Raw genomic sequence first — 26,015 nt, 5'->3', positions numbered from 1 at the left:
CATCCTCACCAGCATCCGTGCCAGCTCCAGGCGCCCCCGCCCCTGCCGTCACCGCAGGGGCTGTTGAGGAGTGAGACATGCCGCACGAAGCCCGCGCCACCGTCGCCATAGCCGTCGCCGTCGCCGTCGCCGTCGAGAAGGGCGCACCCGTCGAGGTGCCGCCGGTCCCCGTGCCGGATCCCGGTCCGGGTCGTGTACTCCGTACGGCGGTGGTCCGGTGAGCACCGGTGCGGGCACCCGCCGGGTGGTCGTCATCGGCGCCGGTATCGTCGGCTGCTCGCTCGCCGACGAGCTCACCGCACGCGGCTGGCGGGACGTCACGGTCCTGGAGCAGGGCCCGCTGCACGCCCCGGGCGGCTCCACCTCGCACGCCCCCGGCCTGGTCTTCCGTACCCATCCCCACAAGACGATGACCGACCTCGCCGCGTACACCGTGCGGAAGTTCTCCGCGCTGACGGAGGACGGGCGGTCCTGTTTCGACGCGGTCGGCGGGCTGGAGGTCGCGACCACCGAGGCGCGCTGGGCCGATCTGCACCGCAGGGCCGGGCTGGCGGCGTCCTGGGGCATCGAGGGCGAGCTGGTCCCGGCGCGGCGGTGCGCCGAACTGTGGCCGCTGCTGGACGAGTCGAGGGTGCTCGGCGGTTTCCACACCCCCGGCGACGGGCTGGCCCGCGCGCTGCCCGCGGCCCGGGTCCAGGCCGCGCGGGCCGCCGCCCGCGGTGCCCGCTTCCTGGACCGGCACACCGTCACCGGCATCGAGCGCGCGGACGGCCGCGTCACCGCCGTCGGCACGGACCGGGGCACCTTCCCGGCGGATCTGGTCGTCTCCGCCGCCGGGTTCTGGGGTCCGGTGATCGGCGCGCTGGCGGGCGTCACCGTCCCGCTGCTGCCGCTGGCGCACCAGTACGTGACGACCTCGGCGGTCCCGGGCCTGGACGGCCGCCGCCCGATCCTGCGCCACCAGGACCAGGACCTGTACTTCCGCGAGCACCCGGCGGACACCCCGGGCCCGGACGGGCGGCCGCCCGTCCGGCTCGGCATCGGCTCGTACGCGCACCGGGTGCTGCCCGTCGATCCGTACACGGTGCCCGCCTTCGACGACGCCCCGGTGATGCCGTCCGCGCTGCCGTTCACCCCCGAGGACTTCGCCCCCAGTTGGACGGCGAGCGGCGCGCTGCTGCCCGCCCTGGCCGGGTGCCGGATCGAGGACGGTGTCAACGGGGTCTTCTCCTTCACCCCGGACGGGCTGCCGCTGCTCGGCGAGTCCCCCGAGCTGCGCGGATTCTGGCTGGCCGAGGCGGTCTGGGTCACCCACTCCGCGGGCGCCGCGAAGGCGGTCGCCGAGTGGCTGACCGACGGCAGGCCCGGCACCGACCTGCACGGCTGCGAGGTGTCCCGCTTCGAGGGCGCCCAGCGCTCGCCCGGTTACGTCCACGCGCGCGGCGCGCGGCAGTTCACCGAGGTCTACGACGTCGTCCACCCCTTGGCGCCGGCGGACCGGCCACGGCCGCTGCGGGTCAGCCCGTGGTACGCCCGGCAGCGGGAACTGGGGGCGCACTTCCTGGAGGACGGCGGCTGGGAGCGCCCGCACTGGTTCGAGGCCAACGCCCCACTGGCGCGGGGGCTAGCCCTGCCCGCACGGGACGCCTGGTCGGCGCGGCACTGGTCGCCGGCCGCGGCGGCCGAGGCGCGGGCCACCCGGGAGCGGGTCGCGCTCTACGACATGACGCCGCTGCGCCGGCTGGAGGTCACCGGGCCCGGCGCGCTGGACTTCCTCCAGCGGATGACCACCCATCAGCTGGCCAGGCGGCCCGGCGCGGTGACGTACACGCTGCTGCTGGACGCGGCGGGCGGGATACGCAGCGATCTGACGGTGGCCCGGCTCGCCGCGGACCGCTTCCAGATCGGCGCCAACAGCGCCGCGGACCTGGAGTGGCTGGCCGGCCACGCCCCCGCCGGCGTCCGCGTCGCCGACCGCACCTCCGGCACCTGCGGAATCGGTGTCTGGGGCCCGCTGGCCCGCGAGCTGGTCCAGCCGCTCTCCGGGACCGACTTCTCGCACCGCGGCTTCGGCTACTTCACGGCGCGCGAGGCGTACATCGGCGAGGTGCCGGTGACCGCGCTGCGGCTGAGTTACGTCGGTGAGCTGGGCTGGGAGCTCTACACCAGCGCCGATCTGGGCCTGCGGCTGTGGGACACGCTGTGGCAGGCGGGCCGGCCGCTGGGGGTGGTCGCGGGCGGCCGCAGCGCCTTCGACAGCCTCCGGCTGGAGAAGGGGTACCGCGCCTGGGGCCGGGACATGACCACCGAGCACAACCCCTACGAGGCCGGGCTCGGCTGGGCGGTGCGGCGGGACAAGGGCGACTTCGTCGGGCGCGCGGCGCTGGCGGAAGTGTCGCAGGAGACCGTCCGGCGCCGCCTGGTGTGCCTGACCCTCGACGATCCGTCGGCGATCGTGCTGGGCGGCGAACCGGTGTACCTGGCGGGGACGGCGGCCGGCTATGTGACCAGCGCGGCCCACGGATACACCCTCGGGCGGACCGTCGCCTACGCCTGGCTGCCGGCGGCCGCCGCCACGCCCGGTACAGCCGTGGAGGTGGCGTACTTCGGCGCGCAGATCCCGGCGACGGTCCGCGCCGAACCGCTCTTCGACCCGGCCATGGACCGCATCCGCCGCTGAGCGGTGCCGGGGAAGCACCACTGAATCCGACAATAGGGACAGCGCCGGGGAACACCGGAAGACGCTGTCGCAGCCCGTTCGGCCCGGGAGGCCCGCTTGTCCCCCTCGTATGACGTGATCGTGCTCGGCCTCGGCGGCATGGGCAGCGCCGCCGCCCACCATCTGGCCGCCCGGGGCGCCCGGGTGCTGGGGCTGGAGAAATTCGGCCCGGTGCATCAGCGCGGCTCCAGCCACGGCGGCTCCCGCATCACCCGGCAGTCCTATTTCGAGGACCCCGCATATGTACCGCTGCTGCTGCGCGCCCATGAGCTGTACGCGCGGCTGGCGCGCGACAGCGGCCGGCGGGTGGCGACGCTGTGCGGCGGGGTGATGGTCGGGCGGCCCGGGAGCCGTACCGTCGCCGGTGCGCTGCGCTCCGCGCGGACCTGGGACCTGCCGCACGAGATGCTCGACGCCAAGGAGATCCGGCGCCGCTTCCCGACGCTGGCCCCGGCCGCCGACGAGGTCGCGCTGTACGAGGCGCGGGCCGGGTTCGTCCGCCCGGAGCACACCGTCGCGGCCCAGCTCCAGCTCGCCGGGCAAAGCGGCGCCGCGCTGCACTTCCAGGAGCCGGTGACCCGCTGGGAGGCGCTGCCGGGCGGGCGCGGGGTGCGCGTGCACACCCCCGACGACACGTATACGGCGGGCCAGTTGGTGATCTGCCCCGGTGCCTGGGCGCCGCGGCTGCTGGCCGGGCTCGGGGTGCCGTTCACCATCGAACGGCAGGTGATGTACTGGTTCGCGCCCGACGGCGGAACCGCCCCGTACGCCCCCGAGCAGCACCCCGTCTACATCTGGGAGGACGCGGCGGGCGTCCAGATCTACGGTTTCCCGGCGATCGACGGACCGGACGGCGGCGCGAAGGTGGCGTTCTTCCGCAAGGGCACCGTCTGCACCCCGGAGAACATCGACCGGACCGTGCACGAGGACGAGGTACGGGCCATGGCTGCCCAGGCGGCCCGGCTGCTGCCCACCCTGCCCGGCCGTTTCCTGTCGGCCGCCACCTGTATGTACAGCAACACCCCCGACGAGCACTTCGTCATCACCCGGCACCCCGCGCACCCCGACGCAGTCACCGTCGCCTGCGGCTTCTCCGGCCACGGCTTCAAGTTCGTACCGGTGGTCGGCGAGATCCTCGCCGATCTGGCGCTGACCGGGGAGACCGGGCATCCCATCGAGCTGTTCGACCCCGGCCGGCTGACCGCCGCGCCCGTCCCCGGAGGTGTCCGATGACCCTCGCTCCCGAGTCCACCGGTCTGCTCGCCACCCTGCCGGGGCGGATGTACACCGACCCCGGTGTCTTCGCCGAGGAGCAGCGGCGGATCTTCGAATCGCTGTGGTTCTGCGCGGTCCGGGCGGCCGACCTGGCGCGGCCCGGCGCGTTCCGTACCGTCCAGGTGGGCCGGGAGAGCGTGCTGGTCACCCGCAACCACCGGGGCGGTTTCGGGGCGTTCCTCAACGTCTGCCGGCACCGCGGCGCCCGGCTGTGCACCGAGGAGTCCGGTGCGGCGGGGCGCGCGCTGCGCTGCCCGTACCACGCCTGGACCTACGACCTGGACGGGCGGCTGACCGCCGCACCCAACCTGCGGCGGATGCCGGGGGTGGACCCGGGTGAGCGCGGGCTGCTGCCGGTCCGGCTGCGGGAGTGGCTGGGCTATGTGTGGGTGTGCCTGGCCGAGGAGCCGCCCTCCTTCGAGGAGACGGTGATCGCGGCGGTCACCGAGCGGCTGGGCGATCCGGCGGCCGTGGCCCGTTACGCGGTCGACGGGCTCGCGCTCGGCCGGCGGATCCGCTACGACGTGGCCGCCAACTGGAAGCTGATCGTCGAGAACTTCATGGAGTGCTACCACTGCGCGACCATCCACCCCGAACTGACCGAGGTGTTACCGGAGTTCGCGGACGGTTTCGCCGTGCAGTACTTCGTCGGGCACGGCGCGGCGTTCGCGGACGAGGTCACGGGGTTCACCGTCGACGGCGGTGACGGCTTCGCTCCGCTCGCCGGTCTCGCCGCGGAGCAGGACCGCCGCTACTACGCCGTCACCGTCCGCCCGCAGGTCTTCCTCAACCTCGTGCCCGACCATGTGATCGTGCACCGGATGTTCCCGATGGCCGCGGACCGCACCGTCGTCGACTGCGACTGGCTGTACGCACCCGACGTCGTCGCCTCCGGTGCCGACCTCGACCGGTCGGTGGAGCTCTTCCACCGCGTCAACGCGCAGGATTTCGCGGCCTGCGAGCGGACCCAGCCCGCGATGGACTCCCGGGCCTACCGGGCCGGCGGGGTGCTCGTGCCCACCGAGCACCACATCGGCGAGTTCCACCGGTGGGTCACCGGGCGGCTCCGTCCGCAGGGGCAGCCGGAGCCGGAGCCGGAGCCGGGGCACCGTCCGCCGTCCCCTCCGGAGCGTCCGCGGACCGGGCCGGCGGCTGCGGGGGCTCTTCCGGACGGCGGTACATCCGCGTCGCCGTGATCTGGCCGTGCACCGGCTCCCCGGCCGGGTCCTGCTGCGGCAGACCGGGCCGCAGATGCTCCTCGACGCTGATGTACTTCAGCCCGGCCCGCAGGTCCGCGTCGTTGCGCAACCGGATGACCAGCGGGAACTCGGCGAGCGCGGTGGTGTCGAAGAGGCCGGTGGTGTAGAGCAGCTGGACGCCGAGGGCGTCGGCGACGGCCCGCTGGAGCTCCAGCAGATAGGTGGCGTTGGCGCGGCCGATGGGGTTGTCGAGGAACAGCGTGCCGGCGTGCCGCTGCTTGTCGCGGCCCCGGTCGTTGCTGCGCAGCGCCGCCATCGTGCAGTACAGGGCGATGGCGGCGGTCAGCAGCTGGCCGCCGGAGAAGACGTCGCCCATTTGCCCGACCGGCACCCGCTCGGCGCGCAGCACCGCGTCCGGCTTGAGGATCTCCACGGCCACCCCGCGCGGCAGGAGCGCGGCGGCGACCCCGCGCAGCAGCAGCGACATCCCGTCCCGCCGCAGATCGCTGTTCTTCTTGACCGCCGAACGGGTCGCCTCGTCGATGACCTCGCCGAGCCGCTCGGCGAGGGTGGCCTGGTCCGGGTCCTCGAAGCGGATCCGCAGGAACTCCTGCCCCGACCATTCCCCCAGCCCCTCGGGCAGCCGGGACAGCCGCTGCGCCGAGCGCAGCGTGGTCAGCGACGACTCGACCAGGCCGCGGAGCCGGTCGACGATGCTGTCGCGGTTGCGCTCCAGCTGCGCCAGCTCGTCGGTCAGTACCCGCAGCCGGGGCGCGAACGCCTCCGCCCACTTGGCCGCGTGGTCCGGGAGCGCGGCGGCGGGCAGTTCGCGGATCTGCTGCCGGGCGGGGGTGCGTACCTGTTCGTAGCGGGTGGAGTTGGCGTGCCGTACCAGGACGTCGCCCGCCTCGCGCACCGCGGCCTCGGCGGCCGACAGGTCGGCGGCGCAGCCGCGCAGCGAGCGGCGGGACTCGGCGGCGGCGTGCCGGGCCTCCGCCAGCCCGCCGGCGTACGGCTCGGGCTGCTCGCCCGCCGGGTCCTCGGCGTCGTGGTGGTCGCGCAGCAGATCGCGCAGCAGGGCGGCGCTCTCCTCGAAGCCGCCGGCCGCGTCCTCGGCGGCGCGGTGGCCGCGCAGCAGCTCTTCGTGCCGGGCGCGGGCGGCGTCCAGCGCGTCGGTGGCGGTGGCCAGTTCGCCGCCCGCGCTGCGCAGGAGTTCCTTGGCCCGGCCGGCGTCCGCGGGGATCAGGTCGGCGGGCAGTTCGGTGTGCGCGTCGCCGTCGGTGGGGGCGAGCCGCTCGGCCTCACCGCGCAGCCGGCCCAGTTGCTCGCTGGCGGTCGAGGCGCGGGTCTCCAGCATGTGGACGAGCGATTCGGCGCGCGCCGCGGCGGCCTGCCGGGACGGGCCGTCGGCGGCGTCCGGGCTCTGCAGGAGCCCTTCGGCGCGGGTGCGGACCTTGTTGGTGAGGCGGTTCAGCTCGGCCAGGGCGGCGCTCTCCTCGCCCTCGGCGCGGGCCTGTTCGGCGCGCAGGTCGGCGCCGACGCCGACCTTCTCGTAGAGCTGGGAGGCGGCGCGGTACGCCTCGCGCAGGGCGGGCAGGGACGTGGTCGCGCCCTCGGGGGCGGCGCCCAGGTCGTCGGGGACGCCGGCGATCTCGGCGCGCTCGGCGCGCAGCGCGCGGGCGGTGCGGCGGGCGTCGTCGGCGGCCCGCTGGGCGGCTCTGCGGTCCTCGTCGGCGGCCCGTGCGCGGTCCACGCACTCCTCGGCGCGGGCCTCGAACTCGGCGCTCTCGTCGGCGAGTTCCCGCATCCGGGACTGCCAGCCGGCACGCTCGCGCAGCCGGTGGGCGAGCCCGGCCAGGATGTCCGCGGCGCGGCGGGCGCGCTGCGCCGCCTCCTGCCGCTCGTCGCGCACCCGGGTGGCCTCCGCCGCGACCTCGTCGGCCTCGGCGCGGACCGTACGGGCCTCGGCCAGCTCGGCGGCCGCGGTGTCGGCGGCCGTGCGGGTGCGCGCCGCGGCGGCGGCCAGCTCGGCGAGCCGCCCGGCCGGGCAGCCGGTGCGCCAGGAGGCGAGCCGGGCGGCCAGCGCGCGGTCCCCGGCGAGGCGGGCGGCGAGCGCCCGGATCTCGTCGTCGCGCCGCATGGCGCGGGCCCGCAGCGCCTGGCGCTCCTCATCGGCGGCGGATTCGTCGTGCATCGCCGGGTTGGGCGGGACGAGGAAGACGCCGGTGTCCCGGCCGTCGGGGGCGGGGGTGGGGGCGAGCAGGGCGGCGGCGGTGCCGACGGCGACGGCGGAGCGGGGCAGCAGCGCGGCCCGGCCGAGGACCTCGCGGGCCCGTGCGTGGGTGTCGGGGTCGGTGATGATCACGCCGTCGACGAGTTCGGGGCGGGCGGCGAGCACCCGGTTGTGGTCGGCGGGATCGACGGACTGGGCGAGGTAGCGCCAGCCGGGCAGTGCGGGGACGCCGTGCTCGCCGAGGTATTCGACGGCGGCCAGCACATCGGGGCCGGGGGGCAGCAGTCCGCCGTCGCCCAGCGCGCCGAGGATGCGGGAGTCGTCCGCGGCGGCGGTGCGCAGGTCGAAGAGCTGGCGTTCGGCGGCGGCGACGCCCTCGTCGAGCAGTTCGTGCAGCGCGTCGGCGTTGCGGTCCAGTTCCTCGGCGGTGAGCGGGCCGGCGGCGGGGCGGGGCGGGGCCGCGGGGACCGCCTCGCGTTCCTGGCCGGTGGCCGTCCGGGGGCCGGGCAGGCCGATGGTGCGGGCCCGGTCCTCGGGGAGGCCGAGGAGGTCGGCGAGCCGCTGCTCGGCGCCGATCGATTCGGCGGCGCGGCGTTCCGCGTCATGGGCGCCCTCCGCGGCCTGGGCGGCGTCCTCGGCGCGGGCCGCCGCCAGCTCCGCGGCGGAGTGCCGCGCGGTGGCCTCCCGGGCGCGGTCGGTGGCTTCCCGGGCCGCCTCGCGGGCCGTGTCCCAGATCGCGACGGCGCTCTTCTCGGCGTCCGAGGCGGCGAGCGCGGCGCGGGCCGGATCGGCGTCCGGGGCGGTGTCGTCCAGCCAGCCCGCCGCGACGGCCTCGGTGGTCTCCTGGGCCACCTCGGCGAGCCGCTGCTTGAGGTGTCCGGTCTCGCTGCGGGCGCGCTGGGCCTGGGTGGCGGCGGCGGTGGCGTCGCGGTGCGCCGATTCGGCGGCCTCCTGGAGTGCCGCGGAGCGCTCCTCCTCCTCGCCCGCGATCCGCTCGCCCGCCTCGGCGGCGGTGTGCAGGGCGCGGACGAGGTCGGCGGCGGCGGTGGCGCGGGCGGCGAGCGCCGGGGCGGCGTCCCGTTCGGCCTCGCGGATGGCGGCGGCGACGCGGGTGGAGCGGTCGGCGGCGGCGCGGTGGCGCAGCGCGATCTCGGCGGCCTGCCAGGCGCTGTGCAGCGTGCGGGCGTCGTTGAGTTCGCGGCGCTGGGCGGCGGCGCCCTTCTCGGCGGCGGTCAGCGCCAGCGAGGCGTGCCGGTAGGCGAGTTCGGCGGAGACCAGGGCGCGGCGGTCCCGGGTGTCCGCGGCGTCGGTGACGCGGTGCGCGGCGGTGGCGACCTGTTCGGCGAGTTCGGCGGCCCGGCCGTGCTCCTCGGTGCCGCGGGCGTGCAGCCGCCGGGCGAGGCCGCGGGTGCGCCGTTCGGCGCCCGTGTGCACCTCACGGGCGCGTTCGCGCTGCTCGGCGGCGTCGGCGATACGCGCCAGCAGGTCGAGGGAGCCGGCGGTGAAGTCCCGCTCCGCGGTGAGTTCGGCGCGCCGGCCGAGCTTGTGCGCGAAGCCGTGGACGAGGTCGGCGAGGCCGTCGGTGTCGCGGGTGTCGGTGACGGCGCGCAGCAGCAGGTCGGTGAAGTCGGAGTCGTTCTTGACCGCGAACAGGCCGGCGGCCTCGCCCTCGTCGGCGTTCATCTCCCGCTGGTAGCGGAAGAGTTCGGGGTCCAGGCCCAGCTCGCCGAGGTGTTCGTTCCAGCGTTCGTGGATCTCTTCCCAGACGACGTCGAGATTGGGGTAGTTCTTGCCGGCTTCGGTGAGGACGTCGCGGAAGCCCTTCATCGTGCGGCGGCGGCCCTGGGCGCCGGAGGCGCCCTCGCCGCTCTCCCGGCGGGGCCGGACGACGGTGGCCTCGGCGACGGGGAGGGAGTCCAGGCTCATCCCGGGGCCCGGTCGGAAGCTGTACCAGGCTTCGGCGAACTTCCGGGGGTCGTTGGAGACCTGCCGGCCGCGCCATTCGCTGACCTTGCCGACGACGACGCTCTCACCGGTGAGGACGTGCTGCCATTCCAGGGCGACATGGCCGCAGTCGTCGGCGAGCAGGAACTTGCGCAGGACGCCGGAGCTGGCGCCGCCGAGGGTGTTGCGGTGGCCGGGCAGCATCACCGAGAAGATCAGCTTGAGCAGGACGGACTTGCCGCCGCCGTTCTCCAGGAAGAGGACGCCCGCGGGGGCCGGGCGGCGCGGCGGGCCGACCGGTTCGTCCTCGAAGAAGTCCGCCTGGGCCGGGGCCGGCCGGGGTACGGGCGCGCCGACTCCGCGCAGGTCCAGCACGGTGTCGGCATAGCGCGCACCGGCGGGTCCGATGGAGTAGAGGCGGACCCTGGACAGCTCGTACATGGCGGACTCTCGTTGTCGTGTCGTGTGGTGTCGGGCGGTGGCCGGCGGGCGGGGCCGGCGGAGGTCAGGCGGAGTGGAAGGGGAGCCCGGCCTCGGCGACCAGGTCGAGGTCGTCGGTGTCCTCGCCGGGCAGCAGGGCGGCGCTGCCGTCGGTGACGGGGACGATGCCCAGCTCCAGCAGTTCGGCCATGGCGGCGCCGCCGGCCAGGTCGCGGACCTGGAGTTGGTAGCGGGCGGTGGTGCGGTAGGCGCCGCCGGCGTCGTCGCCGGTGCGTTGCAGGAAGCCGGAGTCGACGAGGAAGGTGACGGCCTTGGCGATGATGCCGGTGGTCGAACCGGCCAGCCGCCGGGCGTCCTTGGTGGCGCCCGTCGCGCTGCGCCGGGCGTAGACCCGCCAGGCCGACTCCAGGCCGGGGGCGCCGGTGGCCGGGTCGGTGTTCTCGCCGTCCTGCTCGGCGCGCTCCTCCAGGCGGCGGCACGCCTGGCGGACGAAGGCGTCGACGCCGTTGACGGTGATCCGGCCGATGTAGCCGTCGTCGGCGAGGTCCTCGGGGCGCGGGAACGCCAGCGCGGCGACGGCCAGATGGGCCAGACCGTGCAGGAAGCGGTCGGCGGAGTCGGCGGAGGCGCGGCGGGCGTAGTCGCCCATCCGGACGGCGAAGACGGAGTCCTCGGCGGCGGTGACGGCCATCCCGGCGCGGGTGGACACCTCCAGGACGACCAGGCCGAGGCCGGTGGCGACCGCGTCGCTCAGCCGGGCGAAGGCGGGCTCGTCGCGGTAGCGGCGCAGCAGCTCGGCGTATTCGGCGTCGCGGGCGGGCAGCAGTTTGGGCTGGAGTCCGAAGGAGACCAGCCGTGCGGCGTCCGCGGCGTCGGCCGGGGTGACCGGCGCGGGTCCCGCCGGGCCCGGCGTCTCGTCGGCGGGCACCGGCCGGCCCGCCGCCTCGCCCGCGGCGGACGGCTCCGGCGGTGCCGGGTCGGCGGCGTCGTACTCGGTCACGGTTGGAGCTCCTTGTGGGGGGTGGGGGCGGCCGGTTGGCGGTGGCGGGCGCCGGGGCGCCGTACGCGGGATCGTCGGGGCATCAGGCCACCTCCGAGCGGTCGGCGGCCATCCCGGCCGCGTCCAGCAGGGCCTTGCCGACGATGAGGTCGGCGCCGCCGAACTCCGGGTCGGCCAGCTCGGTGCCGTCGTCGACGGCGAAGAGCAGCTGCTGCTCGCCCTGGCGGTAGGCGGTGCCGACCGGGGGGCTGGCGGCGTGCACCGCCAGGAGGGCGACGAGGTAGGGGAGTTCGGGGTCCGAGCGGCGGGCGTCGGCGAGCAGCCCGGAGAGCCGGCGGGGGGCGTCGGCGGGCAGGTCGAGGAGTTCCATCGCGGCGTCCAGCTGCTGTTCGCTGAAGCGGCTGTCGTCGGGCGTCGCCACCAGGTCGGGCTCGGGCATCTCGGCGCCGAGGTGCTCGCGCTCCAGGGGCGGGGTGAGCAGCATCTCGACGAGGTCGCCGACGCGGACGGCCGAGGGGGTGCGCAGGCCCGTGCCGCGGGCGAAGAACGCGTCGGTGACGCGGATGGCGCGCTCGGCGGGGAGGGGCAGCAGCGGGGCGACGAGCTGACCGTAGAGGTCGAGGCCGAGGCCGGCGGCGGGGGTGGCGAACGCCTGCCGGTCCTGTTCGGCGCGGAAGAGCGGTCCGGCCTCCAGCAGCCGGGACTGGAGCTGGGTGTGCCGGCGGATGCAGTCCTTGACGATGTCGACCAGCTCGGCGGCGCGCCGCTTGTGCTCGGGCTCCTCGGTCTCGTCGCGGGCCTTGCGGATGTTGGTGAGGATGGCGTTCTCGTGGCGGTAGCGGTCCGCGACGTGCTCCAGCGCCTCGGCGATCATGTCGGGGACGGCGTGCAGCCAGTCGACGGCGCGGACGTTGCGCCGGGTGGCGTCCAGGGTCCGGCGGAGGGTCTCGGCGTACTGCACGGTGCGGTAGCGGGCCTGCTCGGCGGCGAGCTGGGCGTCGGCCAGCCGGCCGCGTCTGATCAGCACCTCCAGCTTGACCTCGGCGGCGATCTGGGCGCTGGTGACGTCCGTGTCGAGGGCGCCGACCAGGACGTTGACCGCTTCGTCGGTGGCCCGAAGGTAGACGGTGCCGCCGGTGCCGGGGACCTCCTCGATGAGCTTGAAGTCGTAGTCGCGGCGGACGTACTCGCCCTCGGGGCCGAAGGTGCCGTAGACGGCGCGGAAGCCGCGGTCCACGCTGCCGACGTTGATCAGGTTCTCCAGCACCCAGCGGGCCACCCGCTCGTGCTCGCCCGCGGGGCGGCGCGGGGCCTGCGCGGCGATCCGCGGGAGCACCCTGGCCACTATTTCCTCGTGGTCGGCGCCGGTGTCGAAGTCCATGTGGAGCGTGACGAGGTCGATGACGGCGAGCGCCACCTCCGACATCGCGTAGATCCCGTACTCGCCCGCGAGGTTGGCCTTGCGCACATCAAGGTCGTGGAGCGGCGCGGTGCACGCGAGGGCGCGCAGCCGGCGGGCCAGTCCTTCGTCGGCGGCCGGGCCCGGCGCGGGCCGGGTGGGCCCGTTGAGCTGGGGCGCGGCGGCCCCCGGGGCTGGAAAAGTCACGTCGCACAGCGTAGGCGCTCGCACTGACAACGGACGAAACGGCACGGACCGCCCGGTGTGACGGAGCCGTCGGTCGGCGGTCCGTCAGTCTACGGTGCGGTCCGCGGTGGGACGCCGGCGGGCCGGCTCGGGGGCGCGCAGGCGTCCGGTGCGGTGGCCGGTCCACGGACCTGCGGGGCCGGGGACGGGGGGCGCGGCGAGCTCGGCCGGCCCCGTGCCCGTACCGCTCAGTGGGTGGCCCCTTCGGCGACCCGCAGGTCGGTACGGGTGTGCGCGGCGGTGGCGGCGATCTCCCGCAGGGCCCGTGCGACGTCGGCGACCGGCAGCGACGGCCGGGCCCGGTCCAGGACCTGTTCGGGGGCGTAGGGGACGTGGACGAAGCCGCCGCGCACGCCGGGCAGTTCGGTGGCGATGAGATGGGCGAGGGCGTAGAAGACGTGGTTGCAGACGAAGGTGCCGGCGGTGTTGGAGACGGAGGCCGGGAGTCCGGCGGCGCGGACGGCCGCCACGCACGCCTTGACCGGCAGCGTGGAGAAGTACGCGGCGGGGCCGCCGGGCACGATCGGCTCGTCTATCGGGCGGGCACCGGCGACGTCCGGGATGCGGGCGTCGTCGAGGTTCACGGCGACGCGTTCGACGGTGATGTCGGGGCGGCCGCCCGCCTGGCCGACGCTCACCACGATCTCGGGGCGAGCCTCCTCGATGGCGGTGCGCAGCGCCACCCGGGCCGCGCCGTAGACGCAGGGCAGTTCGGCGGTGACGATCTCCAGGCCGGCGGGCGGCTCGGCCGCGGCGGCGCGTACCGCCAGCCAGGAGGGGTTGACGGACTCGCCGTCGAAGGGCTCGAATCCGGTCAGCAGTACCCGGGCCATACGGTGCTCCTCGGCGGTGGTCAGAAGGCGAAGAGGGACATGATCACGATGTTGCAGCCGAGCAGCACACCGGCGGTGGGCAGTTGCGCCTTGATGGGCCCGTACTGGTCCTTCAGTTCCAGCAGGGCCGCCGGCACGATGTTGTAGTTGGCGGCCATCGGGGTCACCAGGGTGCCGCAGAATCCGGCGAGCATGCCGATGGCCAGGACGGCGGCGGGGGTGCCGTGGAAGTGCCCTACCAGGACCGGCCAGCCGACGGCCGCGGTCATCACCGGGAAGGCGGCGAAGGCGTTGCCCATGATGACGGTGAACAGGAACATGCCCACGAGGTAGACGACGATCGCGACGTAGAGCGAGTCCTTGGGCAGCAGGGCGGCGGTGAGCCTGCCCACCTGGTCGCCGACCCCGGAGACCTGGAAGATGGTGCCCAGGGTGGCCAGCAGCTGCGGCAGCAGCATCGCCCAGCCCATCGCCTCCAGCATGCCGCGGCCGGACTGCACGGGCACGGACAGTCGCTTCTCACGCAGCATCACCATGCCGACCACCAGCGCGACGACGGCGCCGATGCCCAGCCCGAGGATGGTCTCGCTGCCCTTCTGGAGCAGCGGCTGCCCGCCGATGGAGAGGTGTTTGACGCCGATGGCGCAGGCCATGGCGACGGCGGGGATGGTGAGTGCCGGGACGAAGAGCCGGTTGCCCAGCCGGGCGGCGCTCGCCCGGCGCTGTTCCGGGGTGGTGGTGCGAGGCGTGCCACGGCCGGTGAAGCCGCAGCCGGCCAAAACGGCCATGAGGAGGACGGCGACGCCCAGCGGCTCGGCGGGGGCCTGCTTGGTGACCACCCAGCTGCTGTAGACGAAGCCGGCGCCGATCAGGCCCCAGAAGGCGCCGGTGCCCAGGCGCTTGGGGTTGCTGCGGTCGGCGGCCATCTGTGCGGCCATCACCAGGAAGCTGAGGCCGACCAGCCAGTAGAACCACTCTGCCTTGATCACTTGACGGCCTCCGCGGCGAGGGATTCGGCGTTGGCGGTGAGCAGTTCGCGCTCCAGCCGGCGGTCCAGGCGCAGCAGCCGCCAGCCGTGGAAGGCGAAGGCGCAGAGCGCGGTGGGGATCGCCCACAGGGCGAGGTGCAGCGGTTCGAGGTGGGTGCCGTAGGTGGTGTTGACGAAGCTGGTGATCAGCAGGACCGAGCCGACGGCCAGGAAGACGTCCTCACCGAAGAACAGGCCGATGTTGTCCGCGCTGGCGGAGAACGATCTGATCTTCTCCCGGGTCCGGTCCGGCAGTTGGCCGTACCGCTGCTCGGCGGCGCCCTCGGCCATCGGGACGGCGAGCGGGCGGACGGTCTGGGCGTGCCCGAAGACGCTGGTCAGCCCGACCGCGGCGCCGATCTGCCGCAGGCCCAGGTAGAGCGCCAGGAAACGGCCGGTGGTGAGCTTGCCGAACCGGGCGATCAGGGTGCGGGCCTGCTCCTGGAGGCCGTAGCGCTCCAGGAGGCCGATGACCGGCAGGGTGATCGCGAAGATCGTCACCGCCCGGCTGTTCGCGAAGCCCTCGCCGAAGGCGGCGAGGAGCTCACCGGGTGTCAGACCGCCGAGGAGGCCGGTGGCGATACCGGCCACCCCGACGACCAGGAGCGGGTTGCGTTTCGTGGCGAAGCCGATCACGACCACGAGCACGCCGAGGAGCACGATCATGGATCCGCCTTCCGCGTACGGGACCCCACGCGGAGCGCGCAGGGAGAGAGGAGAAGAGTCCTGCGGAGGCTAGGCGATTGTTCAACGATCCAACAAGGGTTCTGCGGGGACGAACCTTATTGTTCGGCGATGTGCTGGGCGTACGCCCCCGACAGCTGACTGCGCGAATCCTCCAGATAGGACACCAGCAACCGCTCCGCCTCGGCGGCGTCGCCCGCCTGGAGCGCCTCGACGATCTGCCGGTTGCGGGTCAGATACGGCGCGTGGAAGCGCCGCGGATCGTCCATGACGTGGAAGACCAGCCGCAGTTCGGCCAGCACACCGCGCATCAGCTCATCGGTGCGGGGGCTGCCGGCCAGCGCCACGATCGCCTGGTGAAAGCGGATGTTCGCGGTCGAGAGGTCCTGCCAGGCCCGGTCGTGGGAGGCGGTCTCACCGGCCCGCACGGCGGCCTCGATCGCCGCGATCGCCTCGGTCGCCCCGGCGTCGTGGGGCGCTGCCCCCAGTCCACGGACCGCCGCGCACTCCACCAGGGTGCGCACCCGGTAGATGTCGTCCAGATCCGCCACCGTCACCAGGCGTACGAAGACTCCGCGGTTGAGCCGGTGCACCAGCAGCCGCTCGTGTGTGAGCAGCCGGAACGCCTCGCGCAGGGTGTTGCGCGAGACGCCCAGCGCACCGCCGATGCCCTCCTCCGACAGCCGGACACCGGGCGGGAAGTACCCCTCGGTGATCCGGTCCCGCAGGATGTCGGCGACCCGCTCCGCCGTGCTGGAGCGCCCCAGCAGCGCACGGTCCCGCGCCAGCCCCGAGACCTCCGCGAGCCGCCGCTGATCGTTCTTCGCCACTCCGCCGGCCATACCGCCTCCCCGTCCCTCACCTCGTGCCGGGCGGCCCGCCGACGGGCCACCCGGGTGCCCTTCCGGCGGAAGTCAATCCCAGATGGGAGAGCGAGACAACACACCTCTTGTCGGATCGTTCAACGATCCCTTACGTTGGCCTCCACGCCGGTCGGCCCGAGTGCCCTCGGGGGAGAGTCACTACGGATACGGGCCGGCCGGCGCTCCCTCATCCCCATCCACCACATCCCGCCACTTCCGACACGCGCGCGCCACGACGGCGCACGCACCCGCACACCGGTACCCCGGCAGCCCCCGGACCCGGCACCGGCTGCCGCGCACCCGGCGGAGCACCGAGCACATCTGGAACGGACACACATGAGCGACGCGGTGGCCCCTCCCGTCATCGACCTCAACGCCGACCTCGGAGAAGGCTTCGGCCGCTGGCAGCTCACCGACGACGAGGCCCTGCTGTCCGTCGTCACCAGCGCCAATGTCGCCTGCGGCTTCCACGCCGGCGACCCGGCCACGATGCGCCGGGTGTGCGACCTGGCCGCCGCGCGCGGTGTGGTCATCGGCGCCCAGGTCTCCTACCGCGACCTGGCCGGCTTCGGCCGCCGCGCGATGGACGTACCGCCCGAGGAGCTGGCCGACGAGATCGCCTACCAGATAGGCGCGTTGGAGGTCTTCGCCCGCGCCGCCGGGGCCCGCGTCGGCTATGTCAAACCGCACGGCGCGCTCTACAACCGCTGTGTGCACGACGCGGAGCAGGCGGACGCCGTCGTCGCCGGCATCCGCACCGCGGGCGGCGGTCTGCCGGTGCTCGGCCTGACCGGCTCCCGGCTGCACGAGGCGGCCGGCCGGGCCGGGCTGCCCGTGGTCGGCGAGGCGTTCGCCGACCGCGCCTACACCGCCGCGGGCACCCTCGTCCCGCGCCGCGAGCCGGGCTCGGTCGTCCACGACCCCGACGAGGTCGTCCGGCGCGCCCTGGGCATGTCCCGGGACCGCGCCGTCACCTCCCTCGACGGCCGGCGGGTCGAGATCACGGCCCGGTCGCTCTGCCTGCACGGCGACACCCCGGGCGCCGCCGGTCTCGCCCGCCGCGTACGGTCCGCGCTGACCGCGGCCGGCGTCCGCGTGCGGAGCTTCGTATGAGGCCGCTGCCCGTCGGCGAACACGGGCTGCTCATCGAGCTGGACACCGCCGGCGAGACCGAGGCGCTCCACGCCGAACTGCTGCGCCGGGCCGCCGACGGCACCCTGCCGCCGGTCCGCGAGATCGTGCCGGCCGCCCGTACCGTCCTGCTCGACGGGCTCGCGGATCCGCGCGGCCTCACCGCCGAGCTGGCGACCTGGGATATTCCGGCCCGCACCGCGGGCGACCGGCCCGGTGTCGAGATCCCGGTCCGGTACGACGGCCCCGACCTCGCCGATGTCGCCGCCCTGTGGGGCGTCACCCCTGACGAGGTCGTCCGCCTGCACTCCGGTACCGAATTCCACGTCGCCTTCTGCGGATTCGCCCCCGGTTTCGGCTATCTGACCGGTCTGCCGGAACCGCTCCACGTACCGCGCCGCGACACCCCCCGCACCAAGGTCCCGGCCGGCGCGGTCGCCCTGGCCGGCCCGTACACCGGCGTCTACCCGCGCGCCTCCCCCGGCGGCTGGCAGCTCATCGGCACCACCGACACCGTCCTGTGGGATCCGCACCGCGAGCCCGCGGCGCTCCTCGCGCCCGGCACCCGCGTCCGCTTCGTCCCCCAGGATCTCCCGGGCACCACCGTCCGGGAGCGCCCCGGCACCGCGTCCGGCGCCCTGTCCGGCGACACCCGCCGCGCCGAGGAGGCACCCCGATGACCGGCCCCGCCCTCACGGTCGTCCGGGCCGGTGCGCTCACCACCGTCCAGGACCTCGGCCGGCCCGGCCACGCCCACCTCGGCGTACCGCGCGCCGGCGCCCTCGACGAGCCCGCGCACCGTCTCGCCAACCGCCTGGTGGGCAACCCTGGGTCGGCCGCCACCCTGGAGACGACGCTGACCGGCTGCGGTATCCGCGTCCGTACGGCCACCACCGTCGCCGTGACCGGCGCCCCCTGCCCGGTGACGGTCGACGGCCGCCCGGCGCCCTGGGGCGCGCCGGTCCGCGTCCCGGCGGGCGCCGTCCTGGACGCCGGACCGGCCACCCACGGGCTGCGCTCGTACCTCGCCTGCGCGGGCGGTATCGGCACCGAACCGGTCCTGGGCAGCCGCGCCGCCGACCTGCTCTCCGGCCTCGGCCCCGATCCGCTCACCGACGGCGCGGTCCTCCCCCTCGGCCCGCCGCACGGCCCGCCCGCCGACGCGGACGCCGTCCCGCACCCCGGCCCGGGGACGGAGCTGGTGCTCCCCTTCGTCCCCGGCCCCCGCCACACCTGGTTCACCGACCACGGTCTGCGCACCCTGGCCACCGGCCGCTTCCGGGTCTCCGCGGCCAGCAACCGCATCGGCCTGCGCACCGAGGGCCCGTCCCTGGAACGTGCCCGCATCGGCGAACTCCCCAGCGAGGGGATGCCGTTGGGCGCCCTCCAGGTGCCGCCCGATGGCCGCCCGGTCCTCTTCCTCCACGACCATCCCACCACCGGCGGCTACCCGGTGATCGGCGTGGTCCCCGAGCGCTTTCTGGCCCCCGCCGCCCAGGCCGTACCGGGCACCCCGGTCCGGTTCGTCCCGCGGCGCGCGGCCGGACCCACCCGGCGCCGCTTCGGCTGACCGCCCCGCCCGCGCCCCGGCCCGCTCACTCCTGTACCGGCTCCGCCGCCCCGTACCCGCCGCCCCCCGGTGTCCGCATCACCAGCACATCGTCCACGCCGACCGACGCCGCGTCGCAGCCCCGCAGCGGCTCGGTCGCACCGTCGGCACGTTCGACGGAGTTGGCGCCCAGCGCGCCGGGGGCGCCGCCCGCCATGCCGTACGGGGCGATGCGCCGGTGGTTGGTGAGCAGGGCCAGCGTCATCGGCGCCAGGAAACGCAGCCGGCGCTCGACGCCGCAGCCGCCGTGCCACCGGCCCGCGCCGCCGCTGCCGGGGCGGATCGCGAAGCTGTCCACCCGGACCGGGTAGCGCCACTCCAGCACCTCCGGGTCGGTCAGCCGGGAGTTGGTCATATGGGTCTGCACGGCGTCCGCGCCGTCGAAGCCGTCGCCCGCGCCCGAGCCGCTCGCCACCGTCTCGTAGTACTGCACCCGGTCGTTGCCGAAGGTCAGGTTGTTCATGGTGCCGGAGCCCTCGGCCTGGACGCCCAGCGCCGCGTAGAGCGCGCCGGTGACCGCCTGGGAGGTCTCGACATTGCCCGCGACGGTGGCCGCGGGGAAGACCGGAGCGAGCATCGAGCCCTCCGGGATACGGACCTCGACGGGCTTGAGGCAGCCGCTGTTGAGCGGGATGTCCTCGGCGACGAGCGTCCGGAAGACGTACAGGACGGCCGCCATCACCACCGAGCTGGGCGCGTTCGCGTTGCCGGGCAGCTGGGGTGAGGTGCCGGCGAAGTCCAGCACCGCGCCGCGGGCGCTCCGGTCGACGGTCAGCGCCACCTGGATCCGCGCCCCGCTGTCGGTCTCGTAGCGGCAGGAGCCGTCCGACAGCCCCGCGATGATCCGCCGCACCGACTCCTCGGCATTGTCCTGGACGTGCCGCATATAGGCCCGTACGACATCGAGCCCGAACTCCTCGGTCATCCGGCGCAGTTCCTGGATGCCCTTCTCGTTCGCGGCGATCTGGGCCCGCAGATCGGCGATGTTGGCTTCCGGCGCGCGCGAGGGGTACGGGCCGCCCGCGAGCAGTGCGCGGGTCTCGCGTTCGCGCAGCACGCCGTCGCGTACCAGCAGCCAGTTGTCGAAGAGGATGCCCTCCTCCTGGATGGTGCGGCTGAAGGCGGGCATCGAGCCCGGGGTGATGCCGCCGATCTCCGCGTGATGGCCGCGGGAGGCCACCAGGAAGAGCAGCTCCGTACCGCCCGTGGCGGCCACCCCCGCCGCCGTGCCGAAGACCGGTGTGACGACGGTGACGTCCGGGAGGTGGGTGCCGCCGTGGTACGGATCGTTGACCGCGTACACATCGCCGGGCCGCAGCTCCCCCGCGCGGCGCCGCAGCACCTCCTTGATGGACTCCCCCATCGACCCCAGGTGCACCGGGATGTGCGGGGCGTTGGCGATCAGATTGCCGTCGGCGTCGAAGAGCGCGCAGGAGAAGTCGAGACGCTCCTTGATGTTGACGGAGTGCGCGGTGTTCTCCAGGCGGACGCCCATCTGCTCGGCGACGGCCATGAAGAGGCTGTTGAAGACCTCCAGCAGCACGGCGTCGGCGCCGGTGCCGGCCGCGGTCCGGCCGGTGCGCGGCCGGGCCCGGGTCAGCAGGAGGTGCCCGCGGTCGCCCGCGGCCGCCCGCCAGCCAGGGTCGACGACCGTCGTCGCGTCCTCCTCGGCGATGATCGCCGGGCCGGTGAGGGTGTCGCCGGGGCGCAGTTCGGCGCGCCGGTAGAGCCCGGTGTCCTGCCAGCGCCCCTGGGCGTACATCCGCACCGTCGCGGCGGGCCGCAGCTCCCCCTCCCGGGGCGGCAGGGCGGCCTCGTGGCCGGCGGCGCCGCCTGCCGCGCCGGTCGCCTCGACCGACACCGCCTCGGCCACCAGGGGCTTGTCCATCGTGAAGGCGTAGCGGGCCCGGTGCGCCCGGCGGAAGTCCCGGGTCATGGTGGCGGCGTCGGCCAGCGGTACGCCGATGGTGGAGTCCGTCCCGGCGTAGCGGATCAGCACCCGCGCCCGGGTGGTGAGGGAGGCGTCCGGCACCCCCTCGGCCAGGAGCTCGCGCCGGGTCTGTCCGGCGAGCTCGGCGCAGACCTCCCGCACCCGGTCGGCGGACGCCTCGTCGGTGAGCTCGCACTCCACGGCCTGTTCGCGCATCGCGGTGGCGTCGGCGACCCCGATGCCGTACGCGGAGAGCACCCCGGCCAGCGGCGGGACGAGGACCGTGCCGATGCCCAGCGCGTCGGCGACCGCGCAGGCGTGCTGGCCGCCCGCGCCACCGAAGCTGGTCAGCGCGTAGCGGGTGATGTCGTGGCCGCGCTGGACGGAGATCTTCTTGACGGCGTTGGCCATGTTCAGCACCGCGATGTCCAGGAAGCCGGCGGCGACGTCCTCGGGGCCGCGGTCGTCCCCCAGGGCGGCCGCGGCGCGCCCGGCCAGCTCCGCGAACCGGGTCCGTACGGTCCCGGCGTCCAGCGGCTGGTCGCCGGTTGGCCCGAACACCGCCGGAAAATGGCCGGGCTGCACGCGGCCGAGCATCACATTGGCGTCCGTGACGGTCAGCGGGCCGCCGCGGCGGTAGCAGGCCGGTCCCGGTACCGCGCCGGCCGAGTCGGGGCCGACCCGGTAGCGGCGCCCGTCGAAGTGCAGCACCGAGCCGCCGCCCGCCGCGACGGTGTGGATGTTCATCATCGGGGCCCGCATCCGCACACCGGCGACCTCGTTGCCGAAGACCCGCTCGAACTCGCCCGCGTAGTGCGACACATCGGTGGAGGTGCCGCCCATGTCGAAGCCGATCACCCGGCCGTGGCCCGGCCCGGCCTCGGCGGCGCTGCGGACCATGCCGACGACGCCGCCCGCCGGGCCGGAGAGCACCGCATCCTTGCCGCGGAAGTGCGCGGCCTGCCGCAGCCCGCCGTTGGACTGCATGAACATCAGCCGGATACCGGGGAGTTGGGCCGCGATCTCGTCGACGTACCGGCGCAGGATCGGCGAGAGATAGGCATCGACGACGGTGGTGTCCCCGCGCGGCACCAGCTTCATCAGCGGGCTGACCTCGTGCGAACAGCTCACCTGCGCGAACCCGGCCTCTCGGGCGAGCTCGGCGACGGCCCGCTCGTGCGCGGTGTACCGGTAGCCGTGCAGCAGGACGACGGCCGCGCTGCGCAGCCCGTCCGCGCGGGCCCGGCGCAGCGCCCGGCGGACGGCACCGGTGTCCAGCGGCCGGACGACCGCGCCGTGCGCGTCGACCCGCTCCGGCACCTCGATCACCCGGTCGTACAGCGCCTCGGGCAGCACGATCCGCCGGTCGAAGATCCGCGGCCGGTTCTGGTAGGCGATCCGCAGCGCGTCCCGGAACCCCTCGGTGGTGAGCAGCACGGTCGGTTCGCCGGTGCGCTCCAGCAGGGCGTTGGTGGCGACCGTGGTGCCCATCTTGACGACGGAGACCCGGTCGGCGGGGACCGGCTCATCGGGGCCGAGACCGAGCAGCATCCGGATACCGGCCACCGCGGCGTCCCGATAGCGCTCGGGGTGGTGCGAGAGCAGTTTGCCGGTGACCAGCCGCCCGTCCGGCCGCCTGCCGACGACGTCCGTGAACGTGCCACCACGGTCGATCCAGAACTCCCAGCGTCCCGTCATCCGGCCATTGTGACAGCGCACCGCCCTGACGGACGGGCACCGGATGGCCCGCCGGACCCCCGTCTCGCGCCTCCGCCGGCAACCACCGTCCGGCTGGTGCACACGCCCCCGGAAACCGCCCGGGGCCGGTCGTCCACCGCCTCCCGGTGCCGCCTCGGCCGGCCCGCCACCGGGGCGGGTACGGGAGGAGGGAGCGCGCCGGTCCGGCCCGGGGGACGGTAGCGGGCCGCACACCGCGACGGTGGTGGGACGGGCCTGATATCGCGCATGCCGCCGACGGGGCGACCGGGCAGGTGCTGGGCACCGGCCCGGGGCGGGCCGGGCACCGCGCACGACCTCGGCGGGGTGCCCGGCGCGGCGTGCGGCGGGCACGGGATCCGGTGCCCCGGCGTCCGTCCCGGCGGCGCGGGCGGGTCCTTTCGGCTCACACCGCGCGTAGCACTACGTGCGGTGTGTGGACAGCGCGGACCGTGCACTCCACCACGCGTCGCACCCCACTGACGCCCTCGTCACACCGCTGACGCGTCCGGCCCGAATCTGCTGCGCACGGCCGTCTGGACCTCGGCTTCCTCGGCCGGGTCGGCGGCGAGGCGGCGGAGTTGTTCGACGACCCGGGCATCACCGGTCGCGGCGTGCCGGGCGGCCAGTTCCCGGGTGGTCTCCTCGCAGTCCCACAGGCATTCGACGGCGAAACCCGCCGCGAAACCGGGGTCGGTGGCGGCGAGCGCCCCGGCGGCCCGGCCGCGCAGATGCGAGGAGGAGGTCTCGCGGTAGACGTGGCGCAGGACGGGGGCGGCGCAGCCGACACCGAGGCGGCCCGCCCCGTCGACCAGCTCCCACAGCCCGCCCGCGTCCGGGCCCTCGGCGCGTACGGTCCTGCGCAGCGCGGCCAGCACCAGTGCGGCATCGCGCTGCCCGCCGCGCCGGGCGAGCATCGCGGCGGCGGACGCGCCCAGCCGGTCCTCGCGCCGGGCCCAGACCCGGGCCCGGTCGACGGCCTGGACACTGCGCATCCGCTCGAAGGAGGCCAGCGCGGCGGCGGTCAGCGGCTCCGCGGTCAGCGGGTCGACGGCCACCTCCTCGATCAGGCCGAGGACGTCCGGGTCGCCGCGTTCGGCGAGGTGGTGCAGGGCGGCGGCGCGGGCGGCGTCCGGTCCGCCGCGCGCGGCCCGCAGCAGTTCGGGGCGGTCCTCGGGCCCCGCGACGGCGGCCAGGCAGCGGGCGGCCGCGGCGTGCCGGTGTTCCTCGGGGTGCAGGTCGAGGCCCTGCTGGGCCCACTCCAGCACCTCGGTGACGCTCCAGCCGGGGCGCGGTCCGCGGGGCCGCAGCTGCCGCTGCCAGCGGTCGAAGGAGCCCTGCTCCCCGGCGGCGGCCAGCCGTCCGGCGTACCGGGCGTCCTCGGCCCACAGCCGCCAGGGCCGCGGCTCGAAGGCGTCGCGGACGGCGGTGGCCAGCGTGGCCTCCCCTTCCTCGGTCTCGGGGAAGCGGGCGAGGACGGCGGGGGCGAGGCCCATCAGCCCGGCGTCGTCGTCGCGCAGCGCCAGCTCGTCCAGGGCCCAGCGCCAGTTGCTGCCGACCGCGGCGTAGCTGCGCAGCAGCAGGCGCGCGGCGTCCCGGCCGTACGAGGCGAGGTGGCCCAGGACGGCGAGGGCGAGGCCGGTGCGCTCCTCGGCGGTGTCGATGAGGTCGTCGGGGTGGAAGAGGTGCCGTTCGATCTCTTCGAGCCCGCCGTCGAGCTGCATGTAGAGGCGCGCGTAGTAGAGCGAGCGGTTCTCCACCTGCCAGTCGCGGCGGGGGTCACGCAGCACACTGTCGTTGAGTGCCGCGAGCGCCTCGGCCCGCGGCGCCGCGAGGGCATGCAGGGTACCGTCGCCGCGGCCTCGCTGAAGGAGGCCGAGCAAGGTGCCACTGGGCGCTATGTCTGGATCGAACATGAGGTCAGCATCCGGTGCGGGGGACAGGCTGGCAACGGGATTTCCGCCGACCGGCATTCTTGCCGGTGACCGCGGGCCGTATGCATCGTTCCCACCGTGGGTCGGGGGGCGTGACTGCCTGCGGCGGGCGCAGCCTAGCTTGGAAGCGGTCATTCCGCCGATTCGGCCCTGGGTTGCCCCAGGGAGGCCGGGGGCATATGCCGGGTGCACCACCGTAACGGGTACCGCCAAATCCCTTACGGACAGTCGCAGCCTGTGCAACAGTCGTGACCGGCCCTTCTGTCAGACCTGGCCCCGGCGCCGCCTGATCACGGAGTACGTCATGCCGTCCCCTCGCTTCGCGGACCACCACGCCGCCCAGCCGCCCGAGCGTGAATCGCTGGAGGCACTCATCACGCAGGCCCGCCGGCTGCGCGGTGGCCTCGACGCCGTCCGCCGGGAGGCATCGTCCGCCGACGCCCCCGCCGACCCGCAGCAGCGCTGGCAGCGGGCCCTGTGCGATCTCGCCGTCCACCACCTCGACGACCTCGACGGCCACCTCGGCCAGCTGCGGGAGGGCCTGCCGGCCGACACCGCGGACGGCGGGGTCGCGGACGCCGAGCCGCCGGCGGCCCCGCCCGAGCCCGAACCGCACGAGCGCGGCTCGCTGCTGCGCCGGGTGGGCAGCGCCGAGTGGAATCTGCTCACGGACGAGGTGAGCTGGTCCGATGAGCTCTTCGCGATGTTCGGCAGGGAACCGTCCGACGGTCCGCTGACCCTGGACGAGCTGCCCTCCCTGGTCCTCGCCGAGGACCAGGAGGGACTGACGACGATGGTCACCAACTGTCTGGTGGACGGCCGGCCGATCGACGGCGAGTTCCGCATCGTCCGCTCCGACGCGAGCGTCCGCACGGTGCACATGGTGGGCGAGCCGGTCCTCGACGCCGACGGCGGTACCGCCTGCATGTGGGCCGTGCTGCGGGACGTCAGCGCGCTGCGGCGCAGCCAGCAGGCGGTGGCCGAGACCCGCGAATCGCTGCAGCGCCAACGGCATATCGCGCAGACCGAGCACCGGCTCGCGGTCGAGCTCCAGCAGGCCGTGCTGCCGCCCTGGCGCGGCTCCCTCCAGTTCCCGCAGAGCGGCCCGGCCGCCCTCGACCTCGCCGGGCACTACCTCCCCGCCGGCACCCGGGCGCTGATCGGCGGCGACTGGTACGACGCCCTGCAACTGCCGGACGGCAACACACTGTTAAGTGTCGGTGATCTCACCGGGCACGGCGTCACCGCCACCTCCGGGATGGCGATGGTGCTCGGCGCGCTGCGCGGGATGGCCGTCGCGGGCCAACGGCCGGGGCCGCTGATGGGATTCCTCAACCAGCTCCTCGACACCGCTGCCCAGCCCGCCCTGGGCAGCGCGGTGTGCTGCCGCTTCGACCCCGCCACCCGTCTGCTGGAGTGGGCCCAGGCCGGGCACCCCGCACCGCTGCTCTTCCGCGGCGGTACGGGGCGCGCGCTGGACCCGCCCGAGGGGGTGCTGCTCGGCGCCACGACGGGCGCGGTGTACACCCAGCGCACCGAGCAGCTGGCCCCCGGCGATCTGCTCGTCCTGCACACCGACGGACTCGCGCCGCGCCGTACGCACCACGCGGACACCGCCCATGAGGGTGCCGAGCGGCTGCTCGCGCTGGCGCCGCGGTTCGCCGCGGCGCGCAGTGCGCAGGACGGTGTCCGTATCGTCCTGGAGGAGTTCGGCAGCGCCGAGCGCGAGCACGACGCCTGTGTGCTGATCGCCAGAGTCGGCGCCTGACGCACCGCGCGCGGACGGCGGGCGGACCTGTCGGCCGGATGTCGGCCGATCTGATACCGGGTGG

At 75.0% G+C, this 26,015-nt stretch carries 16 protein-coding genes and 1 pseudogene; 8 read left to right on the top strand and 9 right to left on the bottom strand.

Annotation, left to right across the window (positions count from 1 at the left end):
- Window positions 1-77 precede the first annotated feature (77 nt).
- The 4 genes and pseudogenes from IH09_RS38775 to IH09_RS36560 all read left to right on the top strand — a co-directional run.
- Complete coding sequence (locus tag IH09_RS38775; RefSeq protein ID WP_172451109.1) at window positions 78-221, top strand: hypothetical protein; 144 nt, start codon at window positions 78-80, stop codon at window positions 219-221.
- Entirely contained in the window at window positions 218-2,680 is a 2,463-nt protein-coding gene (locus IH09_RS03405; RefSeq protein WP_052853741.1) for an FAD-dependent oxidoreductase, read from the top strand. Before IH09_RS38775 ends, IH09_RS03405 begins: the two co-directional genes overlap by 4 nt.
- Before the next feature lie 96 nt (window positions 2,681-2,776).
- A complete protein-coding gene (solA, locus tag IH09_RS03400; protein WP_052853739.1) occupies window positions 2,777-3,952 on the top strand; it encodes an N-methyl-L-tryptophan oxidase in 1,176 nt (391 codons plus the stop codon).
- A pseudogene (locus IH09_RS36560) lies at window positions 3,949-5,061 on the top strand (aromatic ring-hydroxylating oxygenase subunit alpha); the annotation flags it as partial. The gene solA and the pseudogene IH09_RS36560, both read left to right, overlap by 4 nt.
- Here the strand turns inward: IH09_RS36560 and IH09_RS03395 are convergent.
- The 7 genes from IH09_RS03395 to IH09_RS03365 all read right to left on the bottom strand — a co-directional run bounded on the left by IH09_RS03395 (window position 5,048) and on the right by IH09_RS03365 (window position 15,842).
- Window positions 5,048-9,811 (bottom strand): hypothetical protein, encoded by a 4,764-nt coding sequence (locus IH09_RS03395; protein WP_052853737.1) that lies wholly within the window; start codon window positions 9,809-9,811, stop codon window positions 5,048-5,050. The pseudogene IH09_RS36560 and the gene IH09_RS03395 overlap by 14 nt on opposite strands.
- Before the next feature lie 64 nt (window positions 9,812-9,875).
- Window positions 9,876-10,811 carry a hypothetical protein gene (locus IH09_RS03390; protein ID WP_052853736.1) on the bottom strand — a complete coding sequence of 312 codons (936 nt, stop codon included), beginning with the start codon at window positions 10,809-10,811 and terminating at the stop codon, window positions 9,876-9,878.
- An 82-nt stretch (window positions 10,812-10,893) separates the two neighbouring features.
- Window positions 10,894-12,417, bottom strand: a complete 1,524-nt coding sequence (locus IH09_RS03385; protein ID WP_052853735.1) for a hypothetical protein — start codon at window positions 12,415-12,417, stop codon at window positions 10,894-10,896.
- Between the two features lie 227 nt (window positions 12,418-12,644).
- On the bottom strand, window positions 12,645-13,289 hold the full coding sequence (pcp, locus tag IH09_RS03380; RefSeq protein ID WP_052853734.1) for a pyroglutamyl-peptidase I: 645 nt from the start codon (window positions 13,287-13,289) through the stop codon (window positions 12,645-12,647).
- 20 nt (window positions 13,290-13,309) lie between these two features.
- On the bottom strand, window positions 13,310-14,278 hold the full coding sequence (locus IH09_RS03375; protein WP_052853733.1) for a DUF979 domain-containing protein: 969 nt from the start codon (window positions 14,276-14,278) through the stop codon (window positions 13,310-13,312).
- Window positions 14,275-14,982: a DUF969 domain-containing protein gene (locus IH09_RS03370; protein WP_052853732.1), complete on the bottom strand. Its 708-nt coding sequence runs from the start codon at window positions 14,980-14,982 to the stop codon at window positions 14,275-14,277. The genes IH09_RS03375 and IH09_RS03370 overlap by 4 nt, the downstream gene beginning before the upstream one ends.
- Before the next feature lie 116 nt (window positions 14,983-15,098).
- On the bottom strand, window positions 15,099-15,842 hold the full coding sequence (locus tag IH09_RS03365; protein ID WP_052853731.1) for a GntR family transcriptional regulator: 744 nt from the start codon (window positions 15,840-15,842) through the stop codon (window positions 15,099-15,101).
- 357 nt (window positions 15,843-16,199) lie between these two features.
- On the opposite strand from IH09_RS03365, the gene IH09_RS03360 reads away from it, so the two are divergent.
- From IH09_RS03360 to IH09_RS03350, 3 genes are read left to right on the top strand one after another with little or no spacing between them, the layout of a single operon-like run.
- Complete coding sequence (locus tag IH09_RS03360; protein ID WP_094794798.1) at window positions 16,200-16,976, top strand: LamB/YcsF family protein; 777 nt, start codon at window positions 16,200-16,202, stop codon at window positions 16,974-16,976.
- Window positions 16,973-17,674 (top strand): 5-oxoprolinase subunit PxpB, encoded by a 702-nt coding sequence (gene pxpB, locus IH09_RS03355; RefSeq protein ID WP_240150935.1) that lies wholly within the window; start codon window positions 16,973-16,975, stop codon window positions 17,672-17,674. Before IH09_RS03360 ends, pxpB begins: the two co-directional genes overlap by 4 nt.
- Complete coding sequence (locus IH09_RS03350) at window positions 17,671-18,564, top strand: 5-oxoprolinase subunit C family protein (protein ID WP_052853730.1); 894 nt, start codon at window positions 17,671-17,673, stop codon at window positions 18,562-18,564. The genes pxpB and IH09_RS03350 overlap by 4 nt, the downstream gene beginning before the upstream one ends.
- Window positions 18,565-18,589: 25 nt before the next feature.
- Here the strand turns inward: IH09_RS03350 and IH09_RS03345 are convergent, their stop codons facing one another.
- Window positions 18,590-22,231, bottom strand: coding sequence for a hydantoinase B/oxoprolinase family protein (locus tag IH09_RS03345; RefSeq protein WP_052853729.1), 3,642 nt, complete (start codon window positions 22,229-22,231; stop codon window positions 18,590-18,592).
- Window positions 22,232-22,740: 509 nt separating this feature from the next.
- Window positions 22,741-24,165: a hypothetical protein gene (locus IH09_RS03340; protein ID WP_052853728.1), complete on the bottom strand. Its 1,425-nt coding sequence runs from the start codon at window positions 24,163-24,165 to the stop codon at window positions 22,741-22,743.
- A 322-nt stretch (window positions 24,166-24,487) separates the two neighbouring features.
- On the opposite strand from IH09_RS03340, the gene IH09_RS03335 reads away from it, so the two are divergent.
- Window positions 24,488-25,951, top strand: coding sequence for a PP2C family protein-serine/threonine phosphatase (locus tag IH09_RS03335; protein ID WP_052853727.1), 1,464 nt, complete (start codon window positions 24,488-24,490; stop codon window positions 25,949-25,951).
- Window positions 25,952-26,015: the final 64 nt, after the last annotated feature.

This window comes from Streptomyces celluloflavus (assembly GCA_000720995.1).
Classification (GTDB): Bacteria; Actinomycetota; Actinomycetes; order Streptomycetales; family Streptomycetaceae; genus Streptomyces; species Streptomyces celluloflavus.
Note: the sequence above shows the minus strand (reverse complement) of the source record. Positions and strands in the feature narration are given on the sequence as shown.